The sequence below is a fragment of the Streptomyces sp. NPDC058045 genome (assembly GCF_042885635.1).
Taxonomy (GTDB): domain Bacteria; phylum Actinomycetota; class Actinomycetes; order Streptomycetales; family Streptomycetaceae; genus Streptomyces.
Genome location: NZ_JBHVRR010000068.1, coordinates 1 through 24,483, shown reverse-complemented (window position 1 = coordinate 24,483; position 24,483 = coordinate 1). Strand labels below are relative to the sequence as shown.

At 71.3% G+C, this 24,483-nt stretch carries 25 protein-coding genes; 14 read left to right on the top strand and 11 right to left on the bottom strand.

Annotated features, from left to right (window positions below; all coding sequences use genetic code 11):
• Positions 1-78 precede the first annotated feature (78 nt).
• From tyrS to ACFVST_RS26745, 3 genes are all read right to left on the bottom strand, one after another.
• Complete coding sequence (gene tyrS / locus ACFVST_RS26755; RefSeq protein ID WP_390156152.1) at positions 79-1,344, bottom strand: tyrosine--tRNA ligase; 1,266 nt, start codon at positions 1,342-1,344, stop codon at positions 79-81.
• Between the two features lie 110 nt (positions 1,345-1,454).
• On the bottom strand, positions 1,455-2,855 hold the full coding sequence (locus tag ACFVST_RS26750; protein WP_390156151.1) for a metallopeptidase TldD-related protein: 1,401 nt from the start codon (positions 2,853-2,855) through the stop codon (positions 1,455-1,457).
• The gene (locus ACFVST_RS26745) at positions 2,852-4,375 is read right to left on the bottom strand and encodes a TldD/PmbA family protein (protein ID WP_390156150.1); all 1,524 of its coding nucleotides are present in this window, start codon (positions 4,373-4,375) and stop codon (positions 2,852-2,854) included. Before ACFVST_RS26745 ends, ACFVST_RS26750 begins: the two co-directional genes overlap by 4 nt.
• Before the next feature lie 268 nt (positions 4,376-4,643).
• Between ACFVST_RS26745 and fabG the strand changes: the two genes are divergently transcribed.
• The 3 genes from fabG (at position 4,644) to ACFVST_RS26730 (ending at position 6,805) form a co-directional block, all read left to right on the top strand.
• Entirely contained in the window at positions 4,644-5,348 is a 705-nt protein-coding gene (fabG, locus tag ACFVST_RS26740; protein WP_390156149.1) for a 3-oxoacyl-[acyl-carrier-protein] reductase, read from the top strand.
• A 5-nt stretch (positions 5,349-5,353) separates the two neighbouring features.
• Complete coding sequence (gene fabI, locus ACFVST_RS26735) at positions 5,354-6,115, top strand: enoyl-ACP reductase FabI (RefSeq protein WP_390156148.1); 762 nt, start codon at positions 5,354-5,356, stop codon at positions 6,113-6,115.
• Positions 6,116-6,382: 267 nt separating this feature from the next.
• Positions 6,383-6,805 carry a hypothetical protein gene (locus ACFVST_RS26730; protein ID WP_390156154.1) on the top strand — a complete coding sequence of 141 codons (423 nt, stop codon included), beginning with the start codon at positions 6,383-6,385 and terminating at the stop codon, positions 6,803-6,805.
• 6 nt (positions 6,806-6,811) lie between these two features.
• Here the strand turns inward: ACFVST_RS26730 and ACFVST_RS26725 are convergent, their stop codons facing one another.
• Positions 6,812-7,513: a FadR/GntR family transcriptional regulator gene (locus ACFVST_RS26725; RefSeq protein WP_390156147.1), complete on the bottom strand. Its 702-nt coding sequence runs from the start codon at positions 7,511-7,513 to the stop codon at positions 6,812-6,814.
• A 156-nt stretch (positions 7,514-7,669) separates the two neighbouring features.
• On the opposite strand from ACFVST_RS26725, the gene ACFVST_RS26720 reads away from it, so the two are divergent.
• From ACFVST_RS26720 to ACFVST_RS26705, 4 genes are all read left to right on the top strand, one after another.
• Positions 7,670-8,992 carry a CynX/NimT family MFS transporter gene (locus tag ACFVST_RS26720; protein WP_390156153.1) on the top strand — a complete coding sequence of 441 codons (1,323 nt, stop codon included), beginning with the start codon at positions 7,670-7,672 and terminating at the stop codon, positions 8,990-8,992.
• 43 nt (positions 8,993-9,035) lie between these two features.
• A complete protein-coding gene (locus ACFVST_RS26715) occupies positions 9,036-9,152 on the top strand; it encodes an SGM_5486 family transporter-associated protein (protein ID WP_390156146.1) in 117 nt (38 codons plus the stop codon).
• 167 nt (positions 9,153-9,319) lie between these two features.
• A complete protein-coding gene (locus ACFVST_RS26710) occupies positions 9,320-9,520 on the top strand; it encodes a hypothetical protein (RefSeq protein ID WP_390156145.1) in 201 nt (66 codons plus the stop codon).
• Between the two features lie 79 nt (positions 9,521-9,599).
• Entirely contained in the window at positions 9,600-10,121 is a 522-nt protein-coding gene (locus ACFVST_RS26705; protein ID WP_390156144.1) for a SixA phosphatase family protein, read from the top strand.
• 89 nt (positions 10,122-10,210) lie between these two features.
• Here ACFVST_RS26705 and serB read toward each other — a convergent pair whose 3' ends face one another.
• Positions 10,211-11,431, bottom strand: a complete 1,221-nt coding sequence (gene serB / locus ACFVST_RS26700; protein ID WP_390156143.1) for a phosphoserine phosphatase SerB — start codon at positions 11,429-11,431, stop codon at positions 10,211-10,213.
• Between the two features lie 337 nt (positions 11,432-11,768).
• Between serB and ACFVST_RS26695 the strand changes: the two genes are divergently transcribed.
• Complete coding sequence (locus tag ACFVST_RS26695) at positions 11,769-14,300, top strand: FHA domain-containing protein (RefSeq protein ID WP_390156142.1); 2,532 nt, start codon at positions 11,769-11,771, stop codon at positions 14,298-14,300.
• Between the two features lie 168 nt (positions 14,301-14,468).
• On the opposite strand, the gene ACFVST_RS26690 is transcribed toward ACFVST_RS26695, so the two are convergent.
• Positions 14,469-15,317: a transglycosylase SLT domain-containing protein gene (locus ACFVST_RS26690; RefSeq protein WP_390156141.1), complete on the bottom strand. Its 849-nt coding sequence runs from the start codon at positions 15,315-15,317 to the stop codon at positions 14,469-14,471.
• Positions 15,318-15,767: 450 nt separating this feature from the next.
• Between ACFVST_RS26690 and ACFVST_RS26685 the strand changes: the two genes are divergently transcribed.
• On the top strand, positions 15,768-16,913 hold the full coding sequence (locus ACFVST_RS26685) for a GAF domain-containing sensor histidine kinase (protein WP_390156140.1): 1,146 nt from the start codon (positions 15,768-15,770) through the stop codon (positions 16,911-16,913).
• Positions 16,906-17,565 (top strand): response regulator, encoded by a 660-nt coding sequence (locus ACFVST_RS26680; protein WP_390156139.1) that lies wholly within the window; start codon positions 16,906-16,908, stop codon positions 17,563-17,565. Before ACFVST_RS26685 ends, ACFVST_RS26680 begins: the two co-directional genes overlap by 8 nt.
• Positions 17,566-17,589: 24 nt before the next feature.
• Here the strand turns inward: ACFVST_RS26680 and ACFVST_RS26675 are convergent, their stop codons facing one another.
• Positions 17,590-18,396 carry a hypothetical protein gene (locus ACFVST_RS26675; protein ID WP_390156138.1) on the bottom strand — a complete coding sequence of 269 codons (807 nt, stop codon included), beginning with the start codon at positions 18,394-18,396 and terminating at the stop codon, positions 17,590-17,592.
• A 246-nt stretch (positions 18,397-18,642) separates the two neighbouring features.
• On the opposite strand from ACFVST_RS26675, the gene ACFVST_RS26670 reads away from it, so the two are divergent.
• From ACFVST_RS26670 to ACFVST_RS26660, 3 genes are all read left to right on the top strand, one after another.
• Positions 18,643-19,434: an ABC transporter ATP-binding protein gene (locus tag ACFVST_RS26670; RefSeq protein ID WP_390156137.1), complete on the top strand. Its 792-nt coding sequence runs from the start codon at positions 18,643-18,645 to the stop codon at positions 19,432-19,434.
• Between the two features lie 132 nt (positions 19,435-19,566).
• Positions 19,567-19,995, top strand: a complete 429-nt coding sequence (locus ACFVST_RS26665) for an NfeD family protein (protein ID WP_390156136.1) — start codon at positions 19,567-19,569, stop codon at positions 19,993-19,995.
• A 147-nt stretch (positions 19,996-20,142) separates the two neighbouring features.
• Positions 20,143-21,105, top strand: coding sequence for an SPFH domain-containing protein (locus tag ACFVST_RS26660; RefSeq protein WP_390156135.1), 963 nt, complete (start codon positions 20,143-20,145; stop codon positions 21,103-21,105).
• Positions 21,106-21,185: 80 nt separating this feature from the next.
• Here the strand turns inward: ACFVST_RS26660 and ACFVST_RS26655 are convergent, their stop codons facing one another.
• The 3 genes from ACFVST_RS26655 to ACFVST_RS26645 form a co-directional block, all read right to left on the bottom strand.
• Positions 21,186-21,704 (bottom strand): HNH endonuclease, encoded by a 519-nt coding sequence (locus ACFVST_RS26655; protein WP_390156134.1) that lies wholly within the window; start codon positions 21,702-21,704, stop codon positions 21,186-21,188.
• Between the two features lie 186 nt (positions 21,705-21,890).
• Positions 21,891-22,430 (bottom strand): YbhB/YbcL family Raf kinase inhibitor-like protein, encoded by a 540-nt coding sequence (locus ACFVST_RS26650; protein ID WP_390156133.1) that lies wholly within the window; start codon positions 22,428-22,430, stop codon positions 21,891-21,893.
• Between the two features lie 57 nt (positions 22,431-22,487).
• Positions 22,488-23,270: a sporulation protein gene (locus tag ACFVST_RS26645; RefSeq protein ID WP_390156132.1), complete on the bottom strand. Its 783-nt coding sequence runs from the start codon at positions 23,268-23,270 to the stop codon at positions 22,488-22,490.
• 170 nt (positions 23,271-23,440) lie between these two features.
• On the opposite strand from ACFVST_RS26645, the gene ACFVST_RS26640 reads away from it, so the two are divergent.
• Entirely contained in the window at positions 23,441-24,085 is a 645-nt protein-coding gene (locus tag ACFVST_RS26640; RefSeq protein WP_390156131.1) for a DNA-3-methyladenine glycosylase, read from the top strand.
• 183 nt (positions 24,086-24,268) lie between these two features.
• Here the strand turns inward: ACFVST_RS26640 and ACFVST_RS26635 are convergent.
• On the bottom strand, positions 24,269-24,483 hold a 215-nt coding region (locus tag ACFVST_RS26635), incomplete at its 5' end, for a hypothetical protein (protein WP_390156130.1).

Below are 24,483 nucleotides of genomic sequence, written 5' to 3'. Positions count from 1 at the left end.
ATGCGCGGCTGACACGGCGTACGAACGACGGGAGGCGCGCCCCACCACGGGCGCGCCTCCCGTCGTACGCGGCAGCGGTCAGCCGGTGACCTCGACCGCCGCCAGATTCCGCTTGCCGCGGCGCAGCACCAGCCAGCGGCCGTGCAGCAGATCCCCGGGGGCGGGCACCGCGTCCTCGGCGGCCACCTTGGTGTTGTTCACATAGGCGCCGCCCTCCTTCACGGTGCGGCGGGCCGCGGACTTGCTGGGCACCAGACCCGTCTCGGCCAGCAGATCCACCACCGGGCCCGGCTCGGCCACCTTCGCCTGCGGCAGCTCCGAGAGGGCGGCGGCCAGCGTCGCCTCGTCCAGCGCCGCCAGATCGCCCTGCCCGAAGAGGGCCCGGGAGGCGGCGATCACCGCGGCGCACTGCTCGGCGCCGTGCACCAGCGTGGTCAGCTCCTCGGCCAGCGCCCGCTGCGCGGCCCGCGCCTGCGGCCGCTCCGCGGTCTGCCGCTCCAGCTCCTCCAGCTCCTCCCGGCTGCGGAAGCTGAGGATCCGCAGGTACCGGGAGATGTCCCGGTCGTCGACGTTCAGCCAGAACTGGTAGAAGGCGTACGGCGTGGTCATCTCCGGGTCCAGCCAGACCGCGCCGCCCTCGGTCTTGCCGAACTTGGTGCCGTCCGCCTTCGTCATCAGCGGGGTGGCCAGCGCGTGCACGGTGGCGTCCGGCTCCAGGCGGTGGATCAGGTCCAGGCCCGCGGTGAGATTGCCCCACTGGTCCGAGCCGCCCTGCTGGAGCACGCAGCCGTGGCGCCGGTAGAGCTGGAGGAAGTCCATGCCCTGGAGGATCTGGTAGCTGAACTCCGTGTAGCTGATGCCCTGGTCGGACTCCAGGCGGCGGGCGACCGAGTCCTTGGTGAGCATCTTGTTGACGCGGAAGTGCTTGCCGATGTCCCGCAGGAACTCGATCGCGGAGAGGCCCTCGGTCCAGTCCAGGTTGTTCACCATCGTCGCCGCGTTCTCGCCCTCGAAGGAGAGGAACGGCTCGATCTGCCGGCGCAGCTTCGCCACCCAACCGGCCACCGTCTCCGGCGAGTTCAGGGTGCGCTCGGCGGTCGGCCGCGGATCGCCGATGAGGCCGGTCGCCCCGCCCACCAGGGCCAGCGGCCGGTGCCCCGCCTGCTGGAGCCGGCGCACCGTGAGCACCTGCACCAGATGTCCCACATGCAGGCTCGGCGCCGTCGGGTCGAAGCCGCAATAGAACGTGACGGGTCCGTCCGCGAGCGTCTTGCGCAAGGCGTCCTCGTCGGTGGACAGGGCGAACAGCCCGCGCCACTTCAGCTCGTCGACGATGTCCGTCACGGTTGTGTGTCTCCTTCGGGGAGTGATCGGGACGGCCCCTCGGCCGGGCGGCAGCCACGGGCCGGGGGGCAGGCTGTACTCCAGTCTATGGGCCGCCCGGGTGGCCCGGTTCAGACGCCCGGACTGACCGAGCTCATATGGAAGTCCGCCACCCGCAGCGGCGGCATCGCGGTCCGGGTGAAGAAGTCGTTCCACTCCCGCGGCAGGGTCCGCTCGGTACGGCCCGCCTCGGTGGCCCGGGCCAGTACGTCCACCGGGGACTCGTTGAAGCGGAAGTTGTTCACCGCGCCGGTCACCTCGCCGTTCTCCACCAGGTAGACGCCGTCCCGGGTGAGGCCGGTCAGCAGCAGGGTGGCCGGGTCGACCTCGCGGATGTACCAGAGGCAGGTCAGCAGCAGACCGCGCTCGGTACGGGCGACCATCTCGTCCAGGCCGGCGTCCGAACCGCCGTCCAGGATCAGGTTGTCCACCGCGGGCGCCACCGGCAGCCCGGTCAGCGCCGCCGCGTGCCGGGTCGTGGTGAGGTGCGCCAGCTCGCCGCCGCGGATCCAGTCGGTGGCGGACAGCGGCAGCCCGTTGTCGAAGACCGAGGCGTCGTCCTGCGAGGTGTGCGCCAGCACGAACGGCGCCGCCTCCAGACCCGGCGCGTGCGGATCGCTGCGCAGATTCAGCGGCAGCCGCGCCAGCCGCTCCCCGACCCGGGTGCCGCCGCCCGGCCGGGAGAAGACGGTACGGCCCTCCGCGGCGTCCCGGGCCGCCGACTGCCAGAACTGGTAGATCAGCAGATCGGCGACCGCGGTCGGCGGCAGCAGCGTCTCGTAGCGGCCCGCGGGCAGTTCCACCCGGCGCTCGGCCCAGGCCAGCCGCTGGGCCAGCTCCGCGTCCAGGGCGCCCGGGTCGACATCGCCGAAGTCCCGGGTGGCGCGCCCCGCCCAGGCCGAGCGGGTGCCGTCGGGGGACTTGGCGTTGACCTCCAGGGTGCCGGTGGGCTGGTCGTGGCGGAGGCGGAGTCCGGTGGAGGTGCCCAGATAGCTGGAGACCAGCTCGTGGTTGGCGAAACCGTACAGTTCGCGGCCGCCGGAGCGGGCCTCGGCGAAGGCCGCGCCGAGGGCCGGCGCGAAGTCCGCGAAGACCGCCGAGGAGGTCTCGGCCGGCGCCTCGGTGAAGTCCCCGGCCGGTTCGCCCGCCGGTACCAGAGGCTGGGCGTCCTCCGCCGGACCCGCCGCCCGCGCCGCCTCCTCCGCGGCCCGTACCAGCGGCTCCAGATCGGCCGCGGTCACCGCCGAGCGGGACACCACCCCGGAGGCGGTGCCCTGGGCCCCGTCCACGGTGGCGATCACGGTCAGGGTGCGGCCGCGGGTCACACCGTTGGTGGTGAGCGCGTTGCGCGCCCAGCGCAGATTGGCCGTGGACCGCTCGTCCGCGATCACCACGCAGCCGTCCGCCCTGGACAGCGCCAGGGCGCGCTCCACGATCTCGTGCGGCGTGCTGGTGGGTGCGCTGGGGCTCATCGGCCGGCCTCCTGGGTGGTGTTCAGAATGGTGACGCCGCCGAACAGCGCCGAGGGGCAGCCGTGCGAGACGGCGGCGATCTGGCCGGGCTGTGCCTTGCCGCAGTTGAAGGCCCCGCCCAGCACATAGGTGCCGGGCCCGCCGACGGCCGTCATCGACCCCCAGAAGTCGGTGGTCGTCGCCTGGTACGCCACGTCCCGCACCTGCCCGGCCAGCCGCCCGTTCTCGATCCGGTAGAAGCGCTGCCCGGTGAACTGGAAGTTGTACCGCTGCATGTCGATGGACCAGGAGCGGTCCCCGACCACGTAGATACCGCGCTCCACCCCGCCGATCAGGTCCTCGGTGGACATCCCGCCCGGGTCCGGCCGCAGCGACACGTTCGCCATCCGCTGGAGCGGCACATGGCCCGGGGAGTCGGCGTAGGCGCAGCCGTTGGAACGCTCGAAGCCGGTGCGGTGCGCGATGGCGCGGTCCAGTTGGTAGCCGACGAGGATGCCGTCCCGCACCAGGTCCCAGGACTGAGCCCGCACGCCGTCGTCGTCGTAGCCGATGGTGGCGAGGCCGTGCTCGGCGGTGCGGTCGCCGGTCACGTTCATCAGCGGCGAGCCGTACTTGAGGCTGCCCAGGCGGTCGAAGGTGGCGAAGGAGGTGCCCGCGTACGCCGCCTCGTAGCCGAGCGCGCGGTCCAGTTCGGTGGCGTGCCCGATGGACTCGTGGATGGTGAGCCAGAGGTTCGACGGGTCCACCACCAGGTCGTAGACGCCGGCCCGGACGCTCGGGGCGCGCATCTTCTCGGCGAGCAGCCCGGGGATCTCGTCCAGCTCCCGCCGCCAGTCCCAGCCGGTGCCGGTGAGGTACTCCCAGCCGCGGCCCACCGGCGGCGCCAGGGTACGCATCGAGTCGAACTCGCCGCTCGCCCCGTCCACCGACACCGCCGTCAACTGCGGGTGGAGCCGCACCCGTTGCTGGGTGGTGACGGTGCCCGCGGTGTCCGCGTAGAACTTGTTCTCATGCACGGCGAGCAGCGCCGCGTCCACATGGGAGACGCCCGGCGCGCGCAGCAACTCCGCGCTCCACTCGGCCAGCAGCCCGCTCCGCTCCGCCTCCGGCACCGAGAACGGGTCCACCTCGTACGAGGACACCCAGGTCTGCTCCGAGTGCACCGGCTCGTCCGCCAACTCGACCCGGTCGCCGCCCCCGGCTTCTCGCGCCACCTGCGCCGACAGCTTCGCCAGGGCCACCGCCTGCGAGGCCACCCGCGCCGCCGCGTCCATGGTCAGGTCCACCCCGGAGGCGAAACCCCAGGCGCCGTCGTGCACCACCCGCACCGCGTACCCCAGGTCCGTGGTGTCGGCGGAGGCGGACGGGCGGGCGTCCCGCAGCCGGAGCGAGGCGCCGCGCACCCGCTCCAGGCGGAAGTCGGCGTGCTCCGCACCGAGTGCCCGCGCTCGGGCCAACGCCGCGTCGGCGAGGGCCCGCAGGGGCAGGGAGAGAAACGTCGGATCGATCTCGTGGGGCACGGGCGGCCCATCCCTTCGCGTCACCGGATTCTCATGTCACCGGACTGCGGCAAGCTGACCGTCGGCAGTGAACCACGCCACACACCGACCGCGCCGCCCGATTACCGTCGGTTGTGCGGCCCTCTGTAGGGATCCAACAGTCCCGGGTGAGGCGTGCTGTTGACGACCGATTGCCGGGCGTGCGTCCGGTACCGGTAGGTTTCCGGTAGCCGCCCGTCCCTCCGGAAGGTGGGGACGGCGTTTCCATCGCTAGTGAAAGGGTGATCCGTTGAACCGCTCGGTTCTCGTCACCGGAGGAAACCGGGGCATCGGCCTCGCCATTGCCCGGGCGTTCGCCGACGCGGGTGACAAGGTCGCCATCACCTACCGGTCGGGCGAGCCGCCGGCCGGCTTCCTCGCCGTCCGCTGCGACATCACCGACGCCGAACAGGTGGAGCAGGCCTACAAGGAGATCGAGGCCCAGCACGGCACCGTCGAGGTCCTGGTCGCCAACGCGGGCATCACCAGGGACCAGTTGCTGATGCGGATGTCCGAGGAGGACTTCACCGCGGTCCTGGAGACCAACCTCACCGGCACCTTCCGGGTGGTCAAGCGCGCCAACCGCGGCATGTTGCGCGCCCGCAGGGGCCGCGTGGTGCTGATCTCCTCGGTGGTGGGCCTCCTCGGCTCCGCGGGCCAGGCCAACTACGCGGCGTCCAAGGCCGGTCTGATCGGCTTCGCCCGCTCCCTCGCCCGTGAGCTCGGCTCCCGCAACATCACCTTCAACGTCGTCGCCCCCGGCTTCGTCGACACCGACATGACGGAGGCGCTCAGCGAGGAGCGGCGCGACGGCATCATGGCGCAGGTGCCGCTGGGCCGGTACGCGAAGCCCGAGGAGATCGCGGCCGCGGTCCGCTTCCTCGCCTCCGACGACGCCTCGTACATCACTGGAGCCGTCATCCCCGTTGACGGCGGATTGGGCATGGGTCACTGAACGCCATGAGCGGAATCCTCGACGGCAAGCGCATCCTCGTCACCGGTGTGCTGAAGGAGTCGTCCATCGCCTTCCACGCCGCGAAGGTGGCGCAGGAGCAAGGTGCCGAGATCATCCTGACCGGGTTCCCGCGGCCCACGCTCACCGAGCGCATCGCACGGCGGCTCCCGAATCCCGCCAAGGTCATCGAGCTGGACGTCACCGACGACAAGCACCTGGACCGGCTGGCCGGGCTGGTGCGCGAGGAGTTGGGCGGCCTCGACGGCGTCGTGCACTCCATCGGCTTCGCCCCGCAGGGCGCCTTCGACTTCCTGGAGGCGAGCTTCGACGACGTCGCCACCGCCATGCATGTCTCGGCGTACTCCCTGAAGTCGCTCACCATGGCCTGCCGCCCGCTCTTCGACGGCGGCGCCTCGGTCGTCGGCCTCACCTTCGACGCGCAGTTCGCCTGGCCCAAGTACGACTGGATGGGCCCGGCGAAGGCAGCGCTGGAGGCCACCAGCCGCTACCTCGCCCGGGACCTGGGCAAGGAGAACATCCGCTGCAACCTGGTCTCGGCCGGCCCGATCGGTTCGATGGCCGCCAAGTCCATCCCGGGCTTCACGGACCTCGCGGAGGTGTGGAACGCCCGCTCCCCGCTGGAGTGGGACATGGGCGACCCGGAGCCCGCGGGCCGCGGTGTCGTGGCCCTGCTGTCGGACTTCTTCCCCAAGACCACCGGCGAGATCGTCCATGTCGACGGCGGCGTGCACATGATGGGCGCCTGACCGCCCGCCCCGGCACCGTTACGGCGCCCCGACCCGCAGCCCGCGGGACGGGGCGTCGCTCGTTCGGGTGAGCGTGCCGGGCGCCGGGCCGGGGCCGCCCGCACCCTGGAGACGGGCCACCGGCGAGGCCCGTCCCGTACTCGTCCGAGCCCAAGTCCCCCTGTTCCCGGCGCAGTTCCGTGCAGTTCCGTGCAGTCCCCCTTGTGGTGCAGCAGCGGTGGGCGCCTCCGTCCGCCGCAGTACGGCCGAGGAGGTTCCCTTGTGCGCCTGTCCGCTCCCCGAAGGCCCCCGCGCTCCGCGCCCGAGTTCCACCTCGGCCCGCACGGCACCGCCCTGCTGTACGCCTCGGTCGTCGCCCTGCTGACCGTGCTGGTCACCCTGCCCGGCGTCCCGCACAGCCCGGCCGGGGAGCACCGCGGCACCGGCACCCGCCCGGTCGCCGCCCCGAGCCCCCGGCCGGAGCCGGCCGGGGCGGGCTGCCGTACCGCCGTCCGCGGCTCGCTCGCCGTCGTCCACTGCCACAACGGGACGCCCCGGCCGGACCGGCTGCGCCTGCATGTGGAGTGCGCCCGCTGGTGGGACGTGGACACCGACACCGCCGCCGCGGTGGCCGGCCCGGCCCAGACGGTGCGGCTCACCGGCCGCTGCTGGAAGGAGATCCGCACGGTGTGGGTGACCCACCGGCGGTGAGAACGGTCAGGCCCCGGCGGGCTCCGGGCTGCGGGGGCCGGTGTGGGTGCGGCACGCCTGCGGATAGGACGCGGCCTCCTCGGCGGCCGCCTCCGGGTCCCGGTCGCGGATCGCCGTCACCAGCCGTGTGTGGTCCATATGCGACTCGGGCGTCAGCTCGGGGCCCACGTCGTCCCGCAGCCAGTCCCGCATCACCTCGCCCAGATCGCCGTAGACCGCGGTGAGCACATCGTTGTGGGAGGCCGCGACGACCGCCAGGTGGAAGGTGGCGTCGGCGGCGATGAACGCCTCCGCGTCCCCGGACCGCCAGGTCTTCTCCCGCAGCACCAGCAGCGCGTCGAGCTGCTTCAGATCGCGTGCGGTACGGCGCCGGGCGGCGAGCTTGGCGGCGCTCGACTCCAGGGCGGCGCGCAGCTCCGCCACATGCTGCGGGTCGGCCCCGGCGAAGCGGCGCTGCATCACCCCTGCCAGTTCGCTGGTGGCCACCACATAGGTGCCGGAGCCCTGCCGGATGTCCAGCAGACCGGTGTGCGCCAGGGCGCGCACCGCCTCCCGGATCGTGTTCCGGGCGACGCCCAACTGCTCCACCAGTTCCGGCTCGGTGGGGATACGCGATCCGACCGGCCACTCACCCGAGGCGATCGCGCCGCGCAGCGCGGCGATGACCTGCTCGGACAGGGCTGACCTTTGCGGGTGGTGCAACGGCATGGGGAACCTCGGGGCAGACGGGCCTGGGACGGACGGAAGGCGGGACCCGGGCGGTTTCGGTGCGGAGTGGACGGACGGTTGAACGGTCGCTGCGGAGCCGGGGTGACGGCGGACACAGCCGGCCGGGTGGACAGCCAATCATCCCATGATTCTATGATGGTTGTCATGGCACCCGAGACGACCGCGACTGCGACCATGAGCACACCCGACACCGACAGCCCCCACGACCGGCCCGCCGCCCACCCGTCTCCCCGCCCCTGGGTGTCGGGCGTCCTCACCGTGGGCATCGTGCTCGCCGCGGTCAATCTCCGCCCCGCCATCACCAGCCTCGGCGCCCTGCTGGAGGAGGTGCGCACCGGCCTCGGTATGAGCGGCACCGTCGCCGGCGTCCTCACCTCGGTACCGCCGCTCTGCTTCGCGATCTTCGGGGTGATGGCGCCCCGCCTCGCCCGCCGCTTCGGTCCCGGTGCGGTGGTCTGCGCGGGCATGGCGGCCATCGCCGCGGGCCTGGCGCTGCGGCCCTTCACCGGCTCCACCGCCGGCTTCCTCGCCGCCAGCGGCCTCGCCCTGATGGGCATCGCCGTCAGCAACGTACTGATGCCGGTCATCGTCAACCGCTACTTCCCGGACCGGGTCGGCTCCATGACCGGTCTGTACTCCATGGCGCTGGCCTTCGGCACCTCCGTCGCCGCGGCCACCACGGTGCCCATGACCGCGGCGCTGGGCGGGAGTTGGCGTACCGGACTGGCCGTGTGGGCGTTCCTCGGCGTCGCCGCCGTACTGCCGTGGCTGCCGATGCTGCGGGAGCGTTCCGCGGACGGCGCGCGGCGGTCGGGCGGGGCGCGGGCCGAGTCGGGTGTGGAGGCGGCCGCGGCCCGGATGCGGATCAGCGGCAGCCGTACCGCCTGGGCGCTCGGCGTCTTCTTCGGCCTCCAGGCCACCTCCGCCTACGTCACCATGGGCTGGATGGCGCAGATCTTCCGGGACGCCGGGGTGAGCGCCTCCATGGCGGGGCTGCTGCTCGCGGCGACGATGGTGCTGGGCGTGCCGCTGGGTTTCGTCATCCCCCGGGTGGCGACGCGGCTGCCGCAGCAGGGCCCGATGGTCGTCGTCCTCGGACTGTGCGGCCTCGCCGGTTACGCCGGGCTCTATCTGGCGCCGGCCGCCGGGGCCTGGGCGTGGGCGCTGCTGCTCGGTGTCTCCAACTGCGCCTTCCCGCTGGCCCTGACCATGGTGGGGATGCGCGCCAGGACCGGCGCCGGGGTGGCCAAGCTGTCCGCGTTCGCGCAGAGCACCGGCTATCTGATCTCCATCCCCGGCCCGCTGCTGGTGGGCGTGCTCTACCAGCACAGCGGCGGCTGGGGCCTGCCGATCGCGCTGATGGCCATGCTGATGGTGCCGCAGATCGTGGTGGGCGTCTTCGCCGGCCGTAAGCGCACCGTCGAGGACGAGTGCCTTCCGGCGGCGGTCCGGGCCTGACCCCGCGGTCCGCCGGGGCGGCGGACGGTGGGAGACTTGCCGTATGCCTGTGCTCGACCCGAACCCCCAGAACGGCCAGCGGAAACTCCTCCTGGTGCTCGGCACCATGCTGGCGATCACCTTGGTCATCGGCGTCATCGCCTCCATCGCCTCCCCCTGACACCGCCCGGGGAGCCTGACGGTGGGGTTGTCCCCACCGTCCCCTAGGGGGTCAGGCTCAGGGGGAAGTAGGTGGATCACCGGATGGGCCGCGGCCCGCGCACTCCGTAGGTTCGACGCATGGCCGCCGGTGCGGTCGTGGAGCGGACAACCTCACGGAGGCGCATCATGCCGGTCCCTGTCCGGCCCCAGCAGGATCGCGGGCCCACTGCCGAGTTCCGGCTCCCGTGGTGGGGCGTGGCCCTGCCGGTACTGGCCTTCGCGGTACTGCTGCTCGTCCTGCTCAACCCGGACCACGCCCACGCCACCGTCGGCGAGCCCGCGCTGGCCCAGCTCCTGGACCGCGTCCGGCAGGCCGTCACGGGCTGACCGCCACCGTCCCACCCGCCCCCGCGGAACGCCCCAACTCCCTGCGCCCGTAAGTGCCATTCATGCGAAGCTGGAGCGTATGAGCGTCGCAGAACCCCGCAGGATTGTCCTTCTCCGTCATGCGAAGGCCGAATGGTCGCAGGACTCCGACCACGAACGGCCGCTCGCTGACCGGGGCCGCAAGGACGCGCCCGTCGCAGGCCGCAGGCTGGCCGACACCGGGCTCTCCTTCGATCTGGCCCTGTGCTCCACCGCCACCCGCACCCGGGAGACCTGGAAGCTCGCCGTCCAGGAACTCGACCACCGCCCCCGCACCGTCTACGAGGAGCGGATCTACGAGGCCGCCCCGGGCCAGCTCCTCGCCGTGCTCAACGAGACCCCGGACGCCGTCCGCAACGCGGTCCTGATCGGCCACAACCCCGGTGTGCACGCGCTCACCGAGATCCTCTCCGGCGCGGCCGAGGGCGACACCGCGCGGCGTATGAACGGGCGCGGCTTCCCCACCTCCGCGATCGCGGTGGTCTCCTTCACCGGACCGTGGAACTCCCTGGAGCCGGGCTCCGGCACGCTCACCGGCTACTGGGCCCCCGGCGAGGACTGACCCCGCATACTCTCCAGCGCCCAAACGACCGCGCCCCGCCCCGGCCGACCGCGACCGGAGCGGGGCGCGGTCGCGTTCCGGGGCGGGGCTCACCCGTCGTGGGTGTCGGCCGCCTCGACCTCCTCGCGGGTGATGCCCAGCAGATACAGCACGGTGTCCAGGAACGGCACGTTCACCGCGGTGTGCGCGGCCTCCCGCACCACCGGCTTGGCGTTGAACGCCACCCCGAGACCGGCCGCGTTCAGCATGTCCAGGTCGTTGGCGCCGTCGCCGATCGCCACCGTCTGCGAGAGCGGCACGCCCGCCTCCACGGCGAAGCGGCGCAGCAGCCGCGCCTTGCCCGCCCGGTCCACGATCTCCCCGACGACCCGGCCGGTGAGCCTGCCGTCCACGATCTCCAGGGTGTTGGCCTGCGCGAAGTCCAGCCCCAGCCGCTCCTGGAGCGCGTCGGTGACCTGGGTGAAACCGCCGGACACCACCCCCACCTGGTACCCGAGCCGCTTGAGCGTGCGGATCAGGGTGCGGGCGCCCGGCGTCAGCCGTACCTCGCTGCGGACCTTGTCCACCACCGAGGCGTCCAGACCGGCCAGCAGCGCCACCCGGGCGTGCAGCGACTGCTCGAAATCCAGCTCGCCGCGCATCGCGGCCGCCGTCACCTCGGCCACCTTCTCCTCGCAGCCCGCGTGCGCCGCGAACAGCTCGATCACCTCGTCCTGGATGAGGGTCGAGTCGACGTCCATCACCACCAGCCGCTGGGCCCGCCGCTGGAGCCCCGAGGCCACCACCGCGATGTCCACCCCGAGCCGCGGTGCCTCCGGTGCCAGCGCGGTCCGCAGCGTCTCCGGCTCGGCGCCCGACACGGCGAACTCCACTGCTGTCACCGGGTACTTGGCGAGACGGAAGATGCGGTCGATATTGCCGCCGCGGTCGGCGATCAGGGAGGCGATGGCGGCGGTGGACTCGGCGGTCAGCGGGTGGCCGAGCACGGTGACATGGGAGCGGCCGAGGCCGCGCGGCCGGTTGTCGCCGGTGCCGGAGATTATCTCCGCCTGCATCTTCAGCGACTCGGCCCAACTGTGCACCGTGGCCCGCAGTTCGCCCGCGAGCGGCGGGGGCGGTTCGGTGACCAGGGCGCACAGCACGATCCGGCCCCGGGTGACGACCTGTTCGATGTCGACGACGTCGACACCGTAGGCGGCGAGGGTGTCGAAGAGGCCGGCCGTCAGTCCTGGCCGGTCCTTTCCGAAGATCTTGACGAGGAGCGTCGGTACATCGGAACTCACGAGGTCTGCGGTCTGCGATGGGCTCATGGTGTTTCCACCGTATCGGGGCCGGCCGGAACGGCGCCCCGGCGGTCCGCGTATCGGACGCCCCCGCGTCCACCGGCCCCGGAGTGCGCCCGTACCGCCGGGAAGCCCCCTGGAATCCGTCTGACAGAAAGTGCCTGGAAGCCGCCTGGAAGAAGGGGTGGCGGGGGAGTGTACGCAGTCTTCACACGGCCCGACTTTCGGTTCTGGGCTCCGGCCTGGAATAGTTCCTCGGGATGTTCGACATCCCTAGACCTCCCATGACGGGGGGACTCCCCATGACGGGGGCTTTTCGGGGGACAGATCAGTGGGGCATGGAGTGCCGGAACTCGTACTGGAATTGAACGGAAGGACCTGGACTCTTGATCCGTCCAGGCCATACACCCTCGGACGGGATCCGCAGGGGGATATCGCGCTCGACGACGCCCGGGTGTCGTGGCGGCACGCCACGATCAGCTTCAACGGCCGGGGCTGGGTCATCGAGGACCACGGCAGCACCAACGGCACCTATGTGCAGGGCCAGCGGATCCAGCAGGCGGAACTGGCGCCCGGGACCGCGGTGAATCTGGGCAACGCCACGGACGGGCCCCGGGTGAACCTGCACCCCGGGCAGACGGGCGCCGCCCCGGTGGGCGCACCGCCGCAGGGCGCCGCGCAGGGCGCGCCGCCGCAGCAGCAGCCGTACCCGCCGCAGCAGCCCCAGCCCGGCGGCTGGCAGCAGCCTCCGCAGCAGGGGTGGCAGCCGCCGCCGGGCCAGGTGCCGCCGCAGCAGATGCAGCAGCCGATGCAGCCGCCGGCCCAGCAGCCGCAGCAGGTCCCGCCGCAGCAGCCTCCGCAGCAGGGGCAGGGCGGCGGGGAGCGCGCGGCCAACACCACCTTCCACCCGGTGGCCCTGGGCCGGGTCATGAAGATCGGCCGTGCGCTGGAGAACGACCTGGTCGTCTCCGACCTCCAGGTCTCCCGCAACCACGCCGAGTTCCATGCCACGCCCGACGGCCGCATGGAGATCCGCGACCTCGGCTCCCACAACGGCACCTATGTCAACGGCCAGCCGATCCCCAAGTCGGGCACCGCGCTGATCGGTCCGAACGACACGGTGGGCGTCGGCCACTCCCAGTTCCGGGTGGTCGGCGACCGCCTTGAGGAGTTCGTCGACACCGGTGACGTCTCCTTCTCCGCCCGCCACCTCACGGTCACCGTGGACGGCGGCAAGCAGATCCTCAAGGACGTGTCCTTCGGGGTGCCGGAGAAGTCGCTGATCGCGGTCATCGGCCCGTCCGGCTCCGGCAAGTCGACGCTGCTGAAGGCGCTCACCGGCTACCGCCCCGCGGACCAGGGCGACGTCCTCTACGACAACCGGAACCTGTACAAGCAGTTCGCCGAGCTGCGGCAGCGCATCGGTCTGGTCCCGCAGGACGACATCCTGCACAAGGAGCTCACCGTCCGTAAGGCGCTGAAGTACGCGGCCAAGCTGCGCTTCCCCGCCGACACCACGGAGCAGGAGCGCGAGGCGCGCATCAACGAGGTGCTGCGCGAGCTGAAGCTCGACATCCACAAGGAGAAGAAGGTCACCTCGCTCTCCGGCGGCCAGCGCAAGCGCGTCTCGGTCGCCTTGGAGCTGCTGACCAAGCCCTCGCTGATCTTCCTGGACGAGCCGACCTCCGGCCTCGACCCGGGCATGGACCGCGATGTGATGCAGCTCCTGCGCGGCCTCTCCGACGACGGGCGCACCGTCCTGGTCGTCACCCACTCCGTCGCCGAACTGGCGCTCTGCGACAAGCTGCTGGTGATGGCCCCCGGCGGCTCGGTGGCGTACTTCGGCCCGCCGCAGGAGGCGCTGAACTTCTTCGGCTACGACACCTGGGCCGATGTCTTCTCCGCCTTCGAGAACTACCGCGACTACGACTGGGCCGGCCGCTGGAAGGGCTCGCAGCACTACCAGCTCTACGCCGCGGACGTCGACGCGGGCGCCGCGCAGTCGGTGCAGATGCCACCGCCGCAGGCGGTCAAGCCGCCGAAGGCGCAGCCGTGGGGCTCCCAGTTGTGGACGCTGATCCGCCGCTATCTCTCGGTGATCGCCTCCGACAAGGGCTTCATCGGCCTGATGGTGATCCTCCCCGCGGTCCTCGGCATCGTCAGTACGGTCATCCCGACCGACTACGGCCTCAAGCCGCCACCGCCCGGCACCTTCAACAACAACGCCGGCACCATCCTGATGATCATCACCGTGGGCATGTGCTTCGCCGGCGCGGCCAACTCGGTACGTGAACTCATCAAGGAACGGGTCATCTACGAACGGGAACGCGCCACCGGCCTGTCCCGCTCCGCGTATCTGATGTCCAAGGTGATCGTCCTCGGGGTGACCACCGCGCTTCAGGCCGTGATCATCTGCGCCATCGGTTTCATCCCCCGGGACCTGCCGGAGGAGGGCGTGGTCCTCACCAGCCTGCCGGCGGTGGAGCTGTGCCTGGTGATCGTCGCGATGGGCTTCACCGCGATGATGTTCGGCCTGGTGATCTCCTCGCTGGTGAAGACCGCCGAGAAGACCATGCCGCTGCTGGTGATGTTCGCCATCGTGCAGATCGTGTTCACCGGTGTGCTGTTCCAGATCTTCGGTTCGCCCGGCGTCGAGCAGGTCGCCTGGCTGATGCCGTCCCGCTGGGCGATGTCCGCGGCCGCCGTCACCCTGCATCTGCAGACCGTGATGACGCCCTGGGACCGGGAGCACCCGGGCGACACGGACGCGCTGTGGGATGTGAGCAGCGGCCAGTGGATGCTGAACATCGGCGTCCTCGTCGCCATCGGCATCGCCTGCGGCTTCTTCGTGGCGCGGCTGCTGCGCCGCCACGAGCCCGAGGTCATGCGCAAGTGACCAGGCGGCGCGCGGTCCGGGCCCGGTGACGGGAGCGGACACGGAGCGGCGAAGGGCGGCACCCCTCGGGGGTGCCGCCCTTCCTTGCCTTACGCACAGGGGCCTCAGCCGTCGGCATGAGGCTCAGAGGTCCAGTAGGAGCCTCAGGTCAACCCGGGCCTCGTCCGCTCAGTAGGCGCTGTTCACGTTGTCCATCGAACCGTAGCGGTCGGCGGCGTAGTTGCAGGCCGCGGTGATGTTGGCGACCGGGTCGTAGATGTTCCAGGAGGTTCCCTTGACGTGGTACGTCTTGAACGTCGGGGGGATCACCTGGAGCAGGCCCTTGGACGGGATGCCGTTGATGGCGTTGATGTCCCAGTTGTTGATGGCCTTGGGGTTGCCGCTGGACTCGCGGATCACATTGCGGTGGATGCCGTCGTAGCTGGCGGGGATGCGGTGCTTCTTCAGGATGGAGAGGGACTCCTTGATCCAGCCGTCCAGGTTGTTGGCGTAGACCGGCTTGCGGACCGTGGAGCGGTTCGCGGCGGCCTTGGCGGCACGCTCCTTGGCTGCCTTCTTGGCGGCGGCTGCCTTCTTCGCCGCGGCTGCCTTCTTGGCGGCGGCCTTGGCCTTCTCCGCGTCCTGCTGGGTCTTGAGCTTGGCCGCGGCGGTCTTCGCCTGCTGGTCGGCTCCCGCCAACTGGCTGGTGACGCTGGCGTGCACGTCCTGGATCTGGTGGCTGGCGGTGGTCTGCAGGGACACCTGCTCGGTCGCGGGCCTGGCGGCGGCCTGCGCGCCGCCGCCCGTCGGGACGACGGTGAGCGCGATGGCGGCCGTACCGAGGGCGGCGACACCGCCGAGGCCGAGCTTGTGGGTCCGCGTCAGGGTGGAGCCGTCGGCGGGGAGGATGCGGCCCAGCGGCAGGCTGCGCGCCTTGTCCTTCGCGTTGTCGAAGGCCGGGCGTATGCGGTCGGTGGTGAGCTCTCGGGTCCTGGTCAGCGCGGAGCCGATACCAGGAAGGATGCGGTTCTTGGGCATGGCGTTAGGACCTCTTCGCATGGGGGAGGCCGCTCGCGTGTCCAGCGGGGGACAGTGTGCTTCCGGCACAGACACCGCGGGTTCGAAGCACCGCGGCGCCGAGCGACGAGAGCAATTCTTAGCGGCCGCAAAATCCGCTGGCAAAGGTGTGACGTACGAAGCCACCTAGTGGACCGGGGCCCACCACCCTGCCCGTTTCTGCCCTGTATAGGCTGCTGAAACGGACTATTTCCACCCACTACGAGCCTTCGTACGTGACCTGCGCCCTATGCCTGGGGTCACACGCCACGACCTCCCGTCTCACCGATCGTTGCCCGAGCAACGCTCTGGGTGAGGGGAATCGGCGGGGTCCGAGGGTGGTCCGGGGGGGAGTGGTCCTAGGTCTGCGGTCGGGGCAGGAGCCGTCTGCGGGCCGATACGGGCGGTCAGGTGCGCCGGTACGGTGAGGTCATGAGCCCAGGCACCCCGTCCGGCCTCGCCGCGGTCAGCTCGGCCCTGCTGGCGATGAGCCGGCAGCTGGAGGTCCGCGACGTACTCAAGACGATCGTCGCCTCGGCCCGCCGGCTCCTCGACGCCGAGTACGCGGCCCTCGGCGTCCCCGACGACCACGGCGGCTTCGCCCAGTTCGTGGTGGACGGCGTCAGCGACGACCAGTGGAAGGCGATCGGCCCGCTACCACGGCAGCACGGCGTCCTCGCCGCGATGCTGCACGAGGCCCGGGTCCAGCGCCTCGCCGACGTACGCCGCGACCCGCGCTTCGAGGGCTGGCCCGCCGCCCACCCCGAGATGTCCGACCTCCTCGGAATGCCCGTACGCGACGGGGAGGAGACCATCGGCATCCTCTTCCTCGCCAACAAGCGCTGCGCCAGTCCGGACGGCGGCTGCGGCTTCACCGCCGAGGACGAGGAACTCCTCACGATCCTCGCCCAGCACGCCGCCATCGCCCTCACCAACGCCCGCCTCTACGAACGCAGCCGCGAACTCACCATCGCCGAGGAGCGCTCCCGCCTCGCCCACGAACTGCACGACGCGGTCAGCCAGAAACTCTTCTCGCTGCGGCTCACCGCCCAGGCCGCCACCGCCCTGGTCGACCGGGACCCGGCCCGCGCCAAGGACGAGCTGCACCAGGTCGCCGCGCTCGCCGCCGAGGCCGCCGACGAACTGCGCGCCGCCGTGGTCGAACTCCGCCCCGCCCTCCTCGACGAGGACGGCCTCGTCGCCACCCTCCGCACCCAGGTCCGGGTACTCGACCGCGCCCACACCGCCCGTGTCGCCTTCACCGCCCACGGCATCCGCGCCCTGCCCGCCGCCCAGGAGGAGGCGCTGCTGCGGGTCGCCCAGGAAGCCCTGCACAACGCACTGCGGCACGCCGCCGCCGGCACGGTCTCCGTCGTACTGGAGCGCCGCGGCCAGGGCGCCGTACTCCGGGTCACCGACGACGGCCGCGGTTTCGACCCGGGCGCTGTCCGCAGCGCCGGCCGCCATCTGGGCCTGGTCTCGATGCGGGACCGGGCGGGCGGCGTCGGCGGCTCCCTCACCGTCACCTCGGCGCCCGGCGCCGGCACCACGATCGAGCTGGAGGTCCCCGGTGGCTGAGTCGGGACGGACCGGCGGCGCGGTGCGCGTGCTGCTCGTCGACGACCACCAGGTGGTGCGCCGGGGGCTGCGTACCTTCCTGGAGGTCCAGGACGACATCGAGGTGGTGGGGGAGGCCGCCGACGGTGCCGAGGGTGTCGCCCGCGCCGCCGAACTCCGGCCCGATGTGGTGCTGCTCGACGTCCGGATGCCCGGCATGGACGGCATCGAGGCGCTGCGCGCCCTGCGCGAACAGCAGAGCCCGGCCCGCGTCCTCGTCGTCACCAGCTTCACCGAGCAGCGCACCGTGGTCCCCGCCCTGCGCGCCGGCGCCGCCGGCTATATGTACAAGGACGTCGACCCGGAGGCCCTCGCCGCCGCCATCCGCTCCGTGCACGCCGGCCATGTACTGCTCCAGGCGGAGGTCGCCGAGGCGCTGCTCGCCCAGGAGGACAGCGGCGGCGGCACGGTCAGGGCCGGTTCCCTCACCGAACGCGAACGGGAGGTGCTGGGCCTGATCGCCGACGGCCGCTCCAACCGCGAGATCGCCCGCGCCCTCGTCCTCTCCGAGAAGACGGTCAAGACGCATGTCTCCAACATCCTGATGAAGCTCGACCTCGCCGACCGCACCCAGGCCGCCCTCTGGGCCGTACGCCACGGCCTCACCCGCTGACCGCCCGGCCCGTGCAGCCGAGCCTCAACGGCCCCCGGACACCGCCGAGTTGTACGCCGCGACCGCCGCCCGCCGGGCGCACCGCTCCACCGGCCGCAGCGCCTCCGCCCGCGCCGCCATCTCCGAGGCGCTCACCGCCCCGCCGTGCCCGTTCCCGTACGCCACCGCCACCAGCAGCCCCACCCGCCGGGCCAGCTCCAGCACCCGCACCGCGCGCGGCGGATACCCCGGCGCCAGCACCTGACCGCCCGCCGCCCCCGAACCCTCCTCGGCCCGCGCCCGGTAGGCGTCGATCGCGGCCTCGGCCACCGGTCCCGAACCGGCCACATCCAGCGCGGTCAGCGCCTCGGTGGCGGCCCGCAGCGCCTCGGCCAGCTCACGCTCCGCCTCCCCGAGCGAGGGCACATCCGCCGGCGGCGCCTCCCGTACCGGCAGGCAGTGCCACACCACTTCCACCTGCACATCGTCCGCGTGTGCCCCGCCGTCCGGACCGGCCTCGGTCACCTCCGGTACCAGACCCAGCGCCACGCCCTCACAGACCACGGCCTCCTCGGCGTGCATCGCCGCCGCGTTGAACTCCGGCGGCCCGCTCAGCCCCAGCGGATGGCCCGGTACCGGCAGTGCCACCCGCAACCCCCGGGCGCCCAGCGCCCGCAGCCGCCCCAGGCCCAGCGTCAGCCCGACCGGCCCCGGCTCCCCGGGCAGCCCCGCCACCCGGTGCACCGTGTCCGAGCCGACCACCGCCTCCACCGCGTCGTCCGGCGCCACCAGACCGGCGAGCAGAGCATTCCCCCAGGCGGCCAGCCGACCGGAGCGCGGTTCCGAGAACATGCCCTCCAGACTAGGAGGTCGGCCACGGCCGCGGTCCATTCCCGGTCCGTCCCGGGTCCGCCCGCCGGAACGGCACCCTCCCCAATACCCGTACAAACAAGGCAATTTGCGGCGGAAGGTGAGGCGATCGCTCCCCGCACCGGACCGAGGGGCCGCGTCCCGCGACCGGTGGCGTAGGTTTTATCCGGGGACTGCGTCCACACGGCGCACGCGACATCCGAGACTGCAATGGGAGACAACGCGCTCATGAGCGATGTTCTGGAGCTGGTGGACGTATCCGTGGTCCGCGAGGGCCGCGCGCTGGTGGACCAGGTCTCCTGGTCGGTGAAGGAAGGGGAGCGCTGGGTCATCCTCGGCCCGAACGGCGCCGGCAAGACCACCCTCCTCAACGTCGCCTCCAGCTACCTCTTCCCGAGCAGCGGCAGCGCCACCATCCTCGGCGAACGACTCGGCAAGGTCGACGTCTTCGAACTCCGCCCCCGCATCGGCGTCGCCGGCAACGGCATGGCCGAGAAGCTGCCCAAGCGCCAGACCGTCCTCCAGACCGTCCTCACCGCCGCCTACGGCATGACCGCCGGCTGGCACGAGGAGTACGAGGACGTCGACGAGCAGCGCGCCCGCGCCTTCCTCGACCGCCTCGGCATGAGCGACTACCTCGACCGCCGCTTCGGCACCCTCTCCGAAGGCGAACGCAAGCGCACCCTCATCGCCCGCGCCCTGATGACCGACCCCGAGCTGCTCCTCCTGGACGAGCCGGCCGCCGGGCTCGACCTCGGCGGCCGCGAAGACCTGGTACGCCGCCTCGGCCGCCTCGCCCGCGACCCCATCGCCCCCTCCATGATCATGGTGACGCACCACGTTGAGGAGATCGCCCCCGGCTTCACCCACGTCCTGATGATCCGTCAGGGCGAGATCCTCGCCGCCGGACCCATCGAACTCGAACTCACCTCCCGCAACCTCTCCCGCTGCTTCGGCCTCCCCCTCCTCATCGAGCAGACCGGCGAACGCTGGACCGCCCAGGGCCTCCCCATGTCCTGACCCGTCCCGACCCGCCACCGGCCGCCCCGCGCCGTGGTGCGCCCCTACTTGCCGCACCCCGGCAAACCGATGCGCCCCGTGCTGCCGCAAGACCCCCTGTCGCCGCGTCAACTGCGGTCCTACGATGGGCAGGTGGACATCGACGCATGGGTGTGGTGGCTGATCGGCGCCGTCGCACTCGGAATCCCGCTGGTAGTGACCGCCATGCCGGAGTTCGGCATGTTCGCGGTCGGAGCAGTCGCCGCCGCCGTCACCGCCGGGCTGGGCGGTGGCATCGTCTGGCAGGTGCTCGTCTTCGTCGCGGTGTCGGTCGCGCTGATCGCCGTGGTGCGCCCGCTCGCCGCCCGGCACAGCGCCGGCCGCCCCCAAGTCGCCACCGGGATCGAGGCGTTGAAGGGCAGACAGGCCGTCGTCCTGGAGCGCGTCGACGGCTCCGGCGGCCGGATCAAACTCGCCGGCGAGGTCTGGTCCGCCCGCTCCCTGGACGGCGACTCCAGCTTCGAGGCCGGCCACCAGGTCGACGTGGTCGACATCGACGGGGCCACCGCCATCGTCATCTGACCCGGCGCCCACCCGGCCACACCGGATCCTGGCCGGAACCCGCCACACCGACCCCGCCCGTCTGACAGACTCGACCAGCAAGATCACAACTCACGACATCACTGCGGCACTTCCGCAGCCGAGGCAAGAAGGGTACGGGGAGCCACGATGCAACCGATCATCATCGTCCTGATCATTCTGGTGGTGCTGGTCTTCATCGCGCTGATCAAGACGATCCAGGTCATCCCGCAGGCGAGCGCGGCCATCGTGGAACGCTTCGGGCGCTACACCCGCACCCTCAACGCGGGCCTCAACATCGTGGTGCCGTTCATCGACTCCGTCCGCAACCGCATCGACCTCCGCGAACAGGTCGTGCCGTTCCCGCCGCAGCCGGTCATCACCCAGGACAACCTGGTCGTCAACATCGACACCGTCATCTACTACCAGGTGACCGACGCCCGCGCAGCCACCTACGAGGTCGCCAGCTACATCCAGGCCATCGAGCAGCTCACCGTCACCACGCTGCGCAACATCATCGGCGGCATGGACCTGGAACGCACTCTCACCTCCCGCGAGGAGATCAACGCGGCCCTCCGCGGCGTCCTCGACGAGGCCACCGGCAAGTGGGGCATCCGCGTCAACCGGGTCGAGCTCAAGGCGATCGAACCGCCCACCTCCATCCAGGACTCGATGGAGAAGCAGATGCGCGCCGACCGCGACAAGCGCGCCTCCATCCTCCAGGCCGAGGGTGTCCGCCAGTCCGAGATCCTCCGCGCCGAGGGCGAGAAGCAGTCCGCGATCCTGCGCGCCGAGGGTGAGGCCAAGGCCGCCGCCCTCAAGGCCGAGGGCGAGGCCCAGGCCATCCGCACCGTCTTCGAGTCGATCCACGCCGGCGACGCCGACGAGAAGCTGCTCTCCTACCAGTACCTCCAGATGCTGCCGAAGATCGCCGAGGGCGACGCCAACAAGCTCTGGATCGTGCCCAGCGAGATCGGCGACGCCCTCAAGGGCCTCTCCGGCGCCGTCGGCAACTTCGGCCCCATGGGCGGCGGTTCGGGCGGCGACCGCTCCGGGATCTCCACCACCAAGGAGCCCCCGGCCCAGCGCCGCGAATCCCCCCGCCTCGACTGACCCCGCCCACCAGGACAGCACGCGGCCCCCGCCTCGAACCGAGACGGGGGCCGCGCCCGCTACCGGCCCCGGCGACCGACTCAGGCCGCCGCCGGCACCAGCCACTCCGGCAGCGGCCCGACCTCCGCCGCCGGCCCGCCGTCCCCCAGCGCCAGCACCAGCGCATCCGCCGGACTCGGCTCGAACGGCAGCCGCAGCAACGGCATCCCGGCCTGCTCCGGCGTACGGTCCGCCTTGCGGTGGTTGTCCTGGGCGCACGAGGCCACCGTGTTCAACCAGGAGTCCGCACCCCCCTGCGACCGCGGCACCACATGGTCCACCGTCGTCGCCCGCCGCCCGCAGTACGCGCACCGGTGCCCGTCCCGCACCAGCACCCCGCGCCGCGACCAGGGCGCGCGTCTTCGGAACGGCACCCGTACATACCGGCACAGCCTGATCACCCGCGGCACCGGCAACTCCACCGCGGCAGCCCGCACCCGCACCCCGGGAAGCGACAGCTCGACAACCGCCTTGTCCTGCAGCACCAGTACGACAGCCCGGTTCGTCGTCACCGTCGACAACGGCTCGAAGCTCGCGTTGAGCACCAGCGTGTTCCTCATCCAGCCCACCTCCCGGACGTACCGGCCCACCCCCCTGGCGGGCTGGGTTCAACTCTGGCCGGGCACGCCGGGATGGACAACGCAATATCCACCCACCATCCACTCCACCGGCACCGTCCACTCACCGAAAAAATGCCCGCCCCCGGTCGACAAAGCGACCGGGGGCGGGCGAACCCCGGAGGAACGTCAGCTATCGGCCTCCGCCGCGTACTCGGCCACCAACTGCGCCCGCGCCAGCGCGTGAAACCGCAGATTGAACCCGACGACCGCCGGCGAGGCGTCCGCGTCAGGCCCCAGCTTCTCCGCGTCCACCGCGTACACCGTGAACACATAGCGGTGCGCCGGATCCCCGGGCGGCGGCGCGGCACCCCCGAACTCCCGCTCCCCGTAGTCGTTCCGCACCTGCACTGCGCCCTCCGGCAGCCCCACGAAAGAGCCACTGCCGGCACCCGCGGGCAGCTCGGTCACCGACACCGGGATGTCGAACACCGACCAGTGCCAGAAACCACTGCCCGTGGGAGCGTCCGGATCAAAACAGGACACCGCGAAACTCTTGGTCCCCGGCGGAAACCCCGCCCACCGCAGATGCGGTGAGACATTCCCGCCCGCATAGACCTGAGCGTCCTTCAGCACGGCCCCCTCCTGTACGTCCTCGCTCACCACCGTGAACGAGGGCACCTCGGGATGGAACTCATGCGGAAGCGGCGCCCTCTCGCGCTCGGTCACAACGGCACCTCCAGATCGTCGACAAAGCCGTCCCGAGCCTAGGGGGTGCAGTGCATCTCAGAACCAGCCGCGCCGACCACCCACCTCGTCCAGCCACTGATGCAGATACGCCGCCCAGTCCGTGGCCCCGAAGTCGTACAGCCCCATCTGGAACGAGCGGAAGGTGTCACTCCCCTCACTGAACAGACCCGACTTCTTGTCCATCTCCAGCACCACGTCCATCGCCCGGTCGTCCGCGACGAAACTCAACTCCACCTGGTTCAGGCCCCGGTACTGCTCCGGCGGGTAGAACTCGATCTCCTGGTAGAAGGGCAACTGCTGCCGGGTGCCGCGGATATGACCCCGCTCCATGTCCGCACTCCGGAACCGGAAACCGAGCTGCCCGAAAGCGTCCAGGATCGCCTGCTGCGCGGGCAGCGGATGCACCTGCACCGGGTCCAGATCACCGGAGTCGACCGCCCGCGCGATCTCCAGCTCCGTGGTCACCCCGATGTTCATCCCGTGCAGCGCCCGCCCCGCGAAACACGTGATCGGCGTCTCCCACGGAATCTCCAGCCCGAACGGCACCACATGCACCGCCTCCGCCTGCAACCGGAACGCCCCGCCCAGCCGCACCTTGGTGAACTCGATGTCCTGCTTGTACTCCTGGTCACCGCCCTCGACCTCGACCCGGGCCTGAAGCCCGACCGACAACCCCTCGATCTCCTGGTCGACGGAACCGCCCTGGATCCGCACCTCACCCTGGACGACACCACCCGGCACCACATTCGCATCCGCCAGCACCGTCTCCACCGAGGCGCCTCCCGCACCCAGGCTCGCCAGCAGCTTCTTGAACCCCATGACTCTCCACTCCCAGGCGAAGCCTGCAACGCGACTGATCTACTCGACCCCTACCAACGCCCCCACCAGCAGCGCGGTTCCGCCATCACCCCGACGAGCGAACAAAGCAACCGCCCGGCGAACAAATGTCCCGAATACTCCGCCCGCCCGCTGCACTACCCTCTGATCCCATGACCGCGGCCCCCGACCACACACCACTGCCCCGGGACTTCTTCGAACGGTCACCCCTCGACGTCGCCCCCGACCTCCTCGGCCGCCTCGTCGTACGGAACACCCCCGACGGCCCCCTCACCCTCCGCCTCACCGAAGTAGAGGCCTACGCGGGCGAGATGGACCCCGGCTCCCACGCCTACCGCGGCCGCACCCCGCGCAATGACGTCATGTTCGGCCCCGCCGGCCACGCCTACGTCTACTTCACCTACGGCATGTGGCACTGCCTCAACGTGGTCTGCTTCCCCGAGGGCCATGCCGGGGGAGTGCTGCTACGCGCCGGCGAGATCACCGAGGGCACCGCCCTGGCCCGCCCCCGCCGCACCACCGCACGCCACGACCGCGAACTCGCCAAGGGCCCCGCCCGCCTCGCCACCGCCCTGGACGTGGACCGCGAACTCAACGGCGCCGACTTCTGCGCCGGCCCCCACGCACCCCTGCGCCTCCTGACCGGCGCCCCCGTCGCCTCCCGGGACGTAAGCACCGGTCCACGTACGGGAGTTGCCGGTGAGGGAGGCGTCCACCCCTGGCGCTTCTGGATCGCCGGCGACGCCACAGTCAGCCCGTACCGCCCGCACACTCCCCGCCGCCGGAACCGAACTTGACGCACCCCGACGGGCCCCGTAGGGTTGCCCGAGTCGCTTGAACCGGGTACGGCACCAAGCCTGCAGCCGGAAGCGACAACCCACTACCTACGAACACCCCGCCGGGGCTCCTTTCGCATGTCGAAATGAGTTCTCCCGGACTCGATTATGAGTTACCCGGGGAATCCGTTAACGTAGTGAATGTCAAAAGGCCTTCCAGCGGCCACCGGATACGAATTCCACCGGAAACGGAACGGAAAAAGAATCTGGTAAGGTTGGAAACACCGAAGGGAACACCCGGAGGAAAGCTCGAGAGTATCTAGTTGCTTGGGTGAGTACGATGGAAGTGTCCGTTCCTTGAGAACTCAACAGCGTGCCAAAAGTCAACGCCAGATATGTTGATACCCCGACTCGCGCAC

Bases quoted from the DNA above. Each gene is read 5' to 3' on its own strand.
- ACFVST_RS26720 (WP_390156153.1), top strand. From the start codon at position 7,670: ATGGTTGTCATGGCACCCGAGACGACCGCGACTGCGACCATGAGCACA.
- ACFVST_RS26640 (WP_390156131.1), top strand. From the start codon at position 23,441: ATGACCGCGGCCCCCGACCACACACCACTGCCCCGGGACTTCTTCGAA.
- ACFVST_RS26660 (WP_390156135.1), top strand. From the start codon at position 20,143: ATGCAACCGATCATCATCGTCCTGATCATTCTGGTGGTGCTGGTCTTC.
- ACFVST_RS26725 (WP_390156147.1), bottom strand. From the start codon at position 7,513: ATGCCGTTGCACCACCCGCAAAGGTCAGCCCTGTCCGAGCAGGTCATC.
- fabI (WP_390156148.1), top strand. From the start codon at position 5,354: ATGAGCGGAATCCTCGACGGCAAGCGCATCCTCGTCACCGGTGTGCTG.
- ACFVST_RS26685 (WP_390156140.1), top strand. From the start codon at position 15,768: ATGAGCCCAGGCACCCCGTCCGGCCTCGCCGCGGTCAGCTCGGCCCTG.
- ACFVST_RS26645 (WP_390156132.1), bottom strand. From the start codon at position 23,270: ATGGGGTTCAAGAAGCTGCTGGCGAGCCTGGGTGCGGGAGGCGCCTCG.
- ACFVST_RS26675 (WP_390156138.1), bottom strand. From the start codon at position 18,396: ATGTTCTCGGAACCGCGCTCCGGTCGGCTGGCCGCCTGGGGGAATGCT.
- ACFVST_RS26705 (WP_390156144.1), top strand. From the start codon at position 9,600: ATGAGCGTCGCAGAACCCCGCAGGATTGTCCTTCTCCGTCATGCGAAG.
- serB (WP_390156143.1), bottom strand. From the start codon at position 11,431: ATGAGCCCATCGCAGACCGCAGACCTCGTGAGTTCCGATGTACCGACG.
- ACFVST_RS26750 (WP_390156151.1), bottom strand. From the start codon at position 2,855: ATGAGCCCCAGCGCACCCACCAGCACGCCGCACGAGATCGTGGAGCGC.
- ACFVST_RS26710 (WP_390156145.1), top strand. From the start codon at position 9,320: ATGCCGGTCCCTGTCCGGCCCCAGCAGGATCGCGGGCCCACTGCCGAG.
- ACFVST_RS26670 (WP_390156137.1), top strand. From the start codon at position 18,643: ATGAGCGATGTTCTGGAGCTGGTGGACGTATCCGTGGTCCGCGAGGGC.
- ACFVST_RS26715 (WP_390156146.1), top strand. From the start codon at position 9,036: ATGCCTGTGCTCGACCCGAACCCCCAGAACGGCCAGCGGAAACTCCTC.
- ACFVST_RS26690 (WP_390156141.1), bottom strand. From the start codon at position 15,317: ATGCCCAAGAACCGCATCCTTCCTGGTATCGGCTCCGCGCTGACCAGG.
- ACFVST_RS26655 (WP_390156134.1), bottom strand. From the start codon at position 21,704: ATGAGGAACACGCTGGTGCTCAACGCGAGCTTCGAGCCGTTGTCGACG.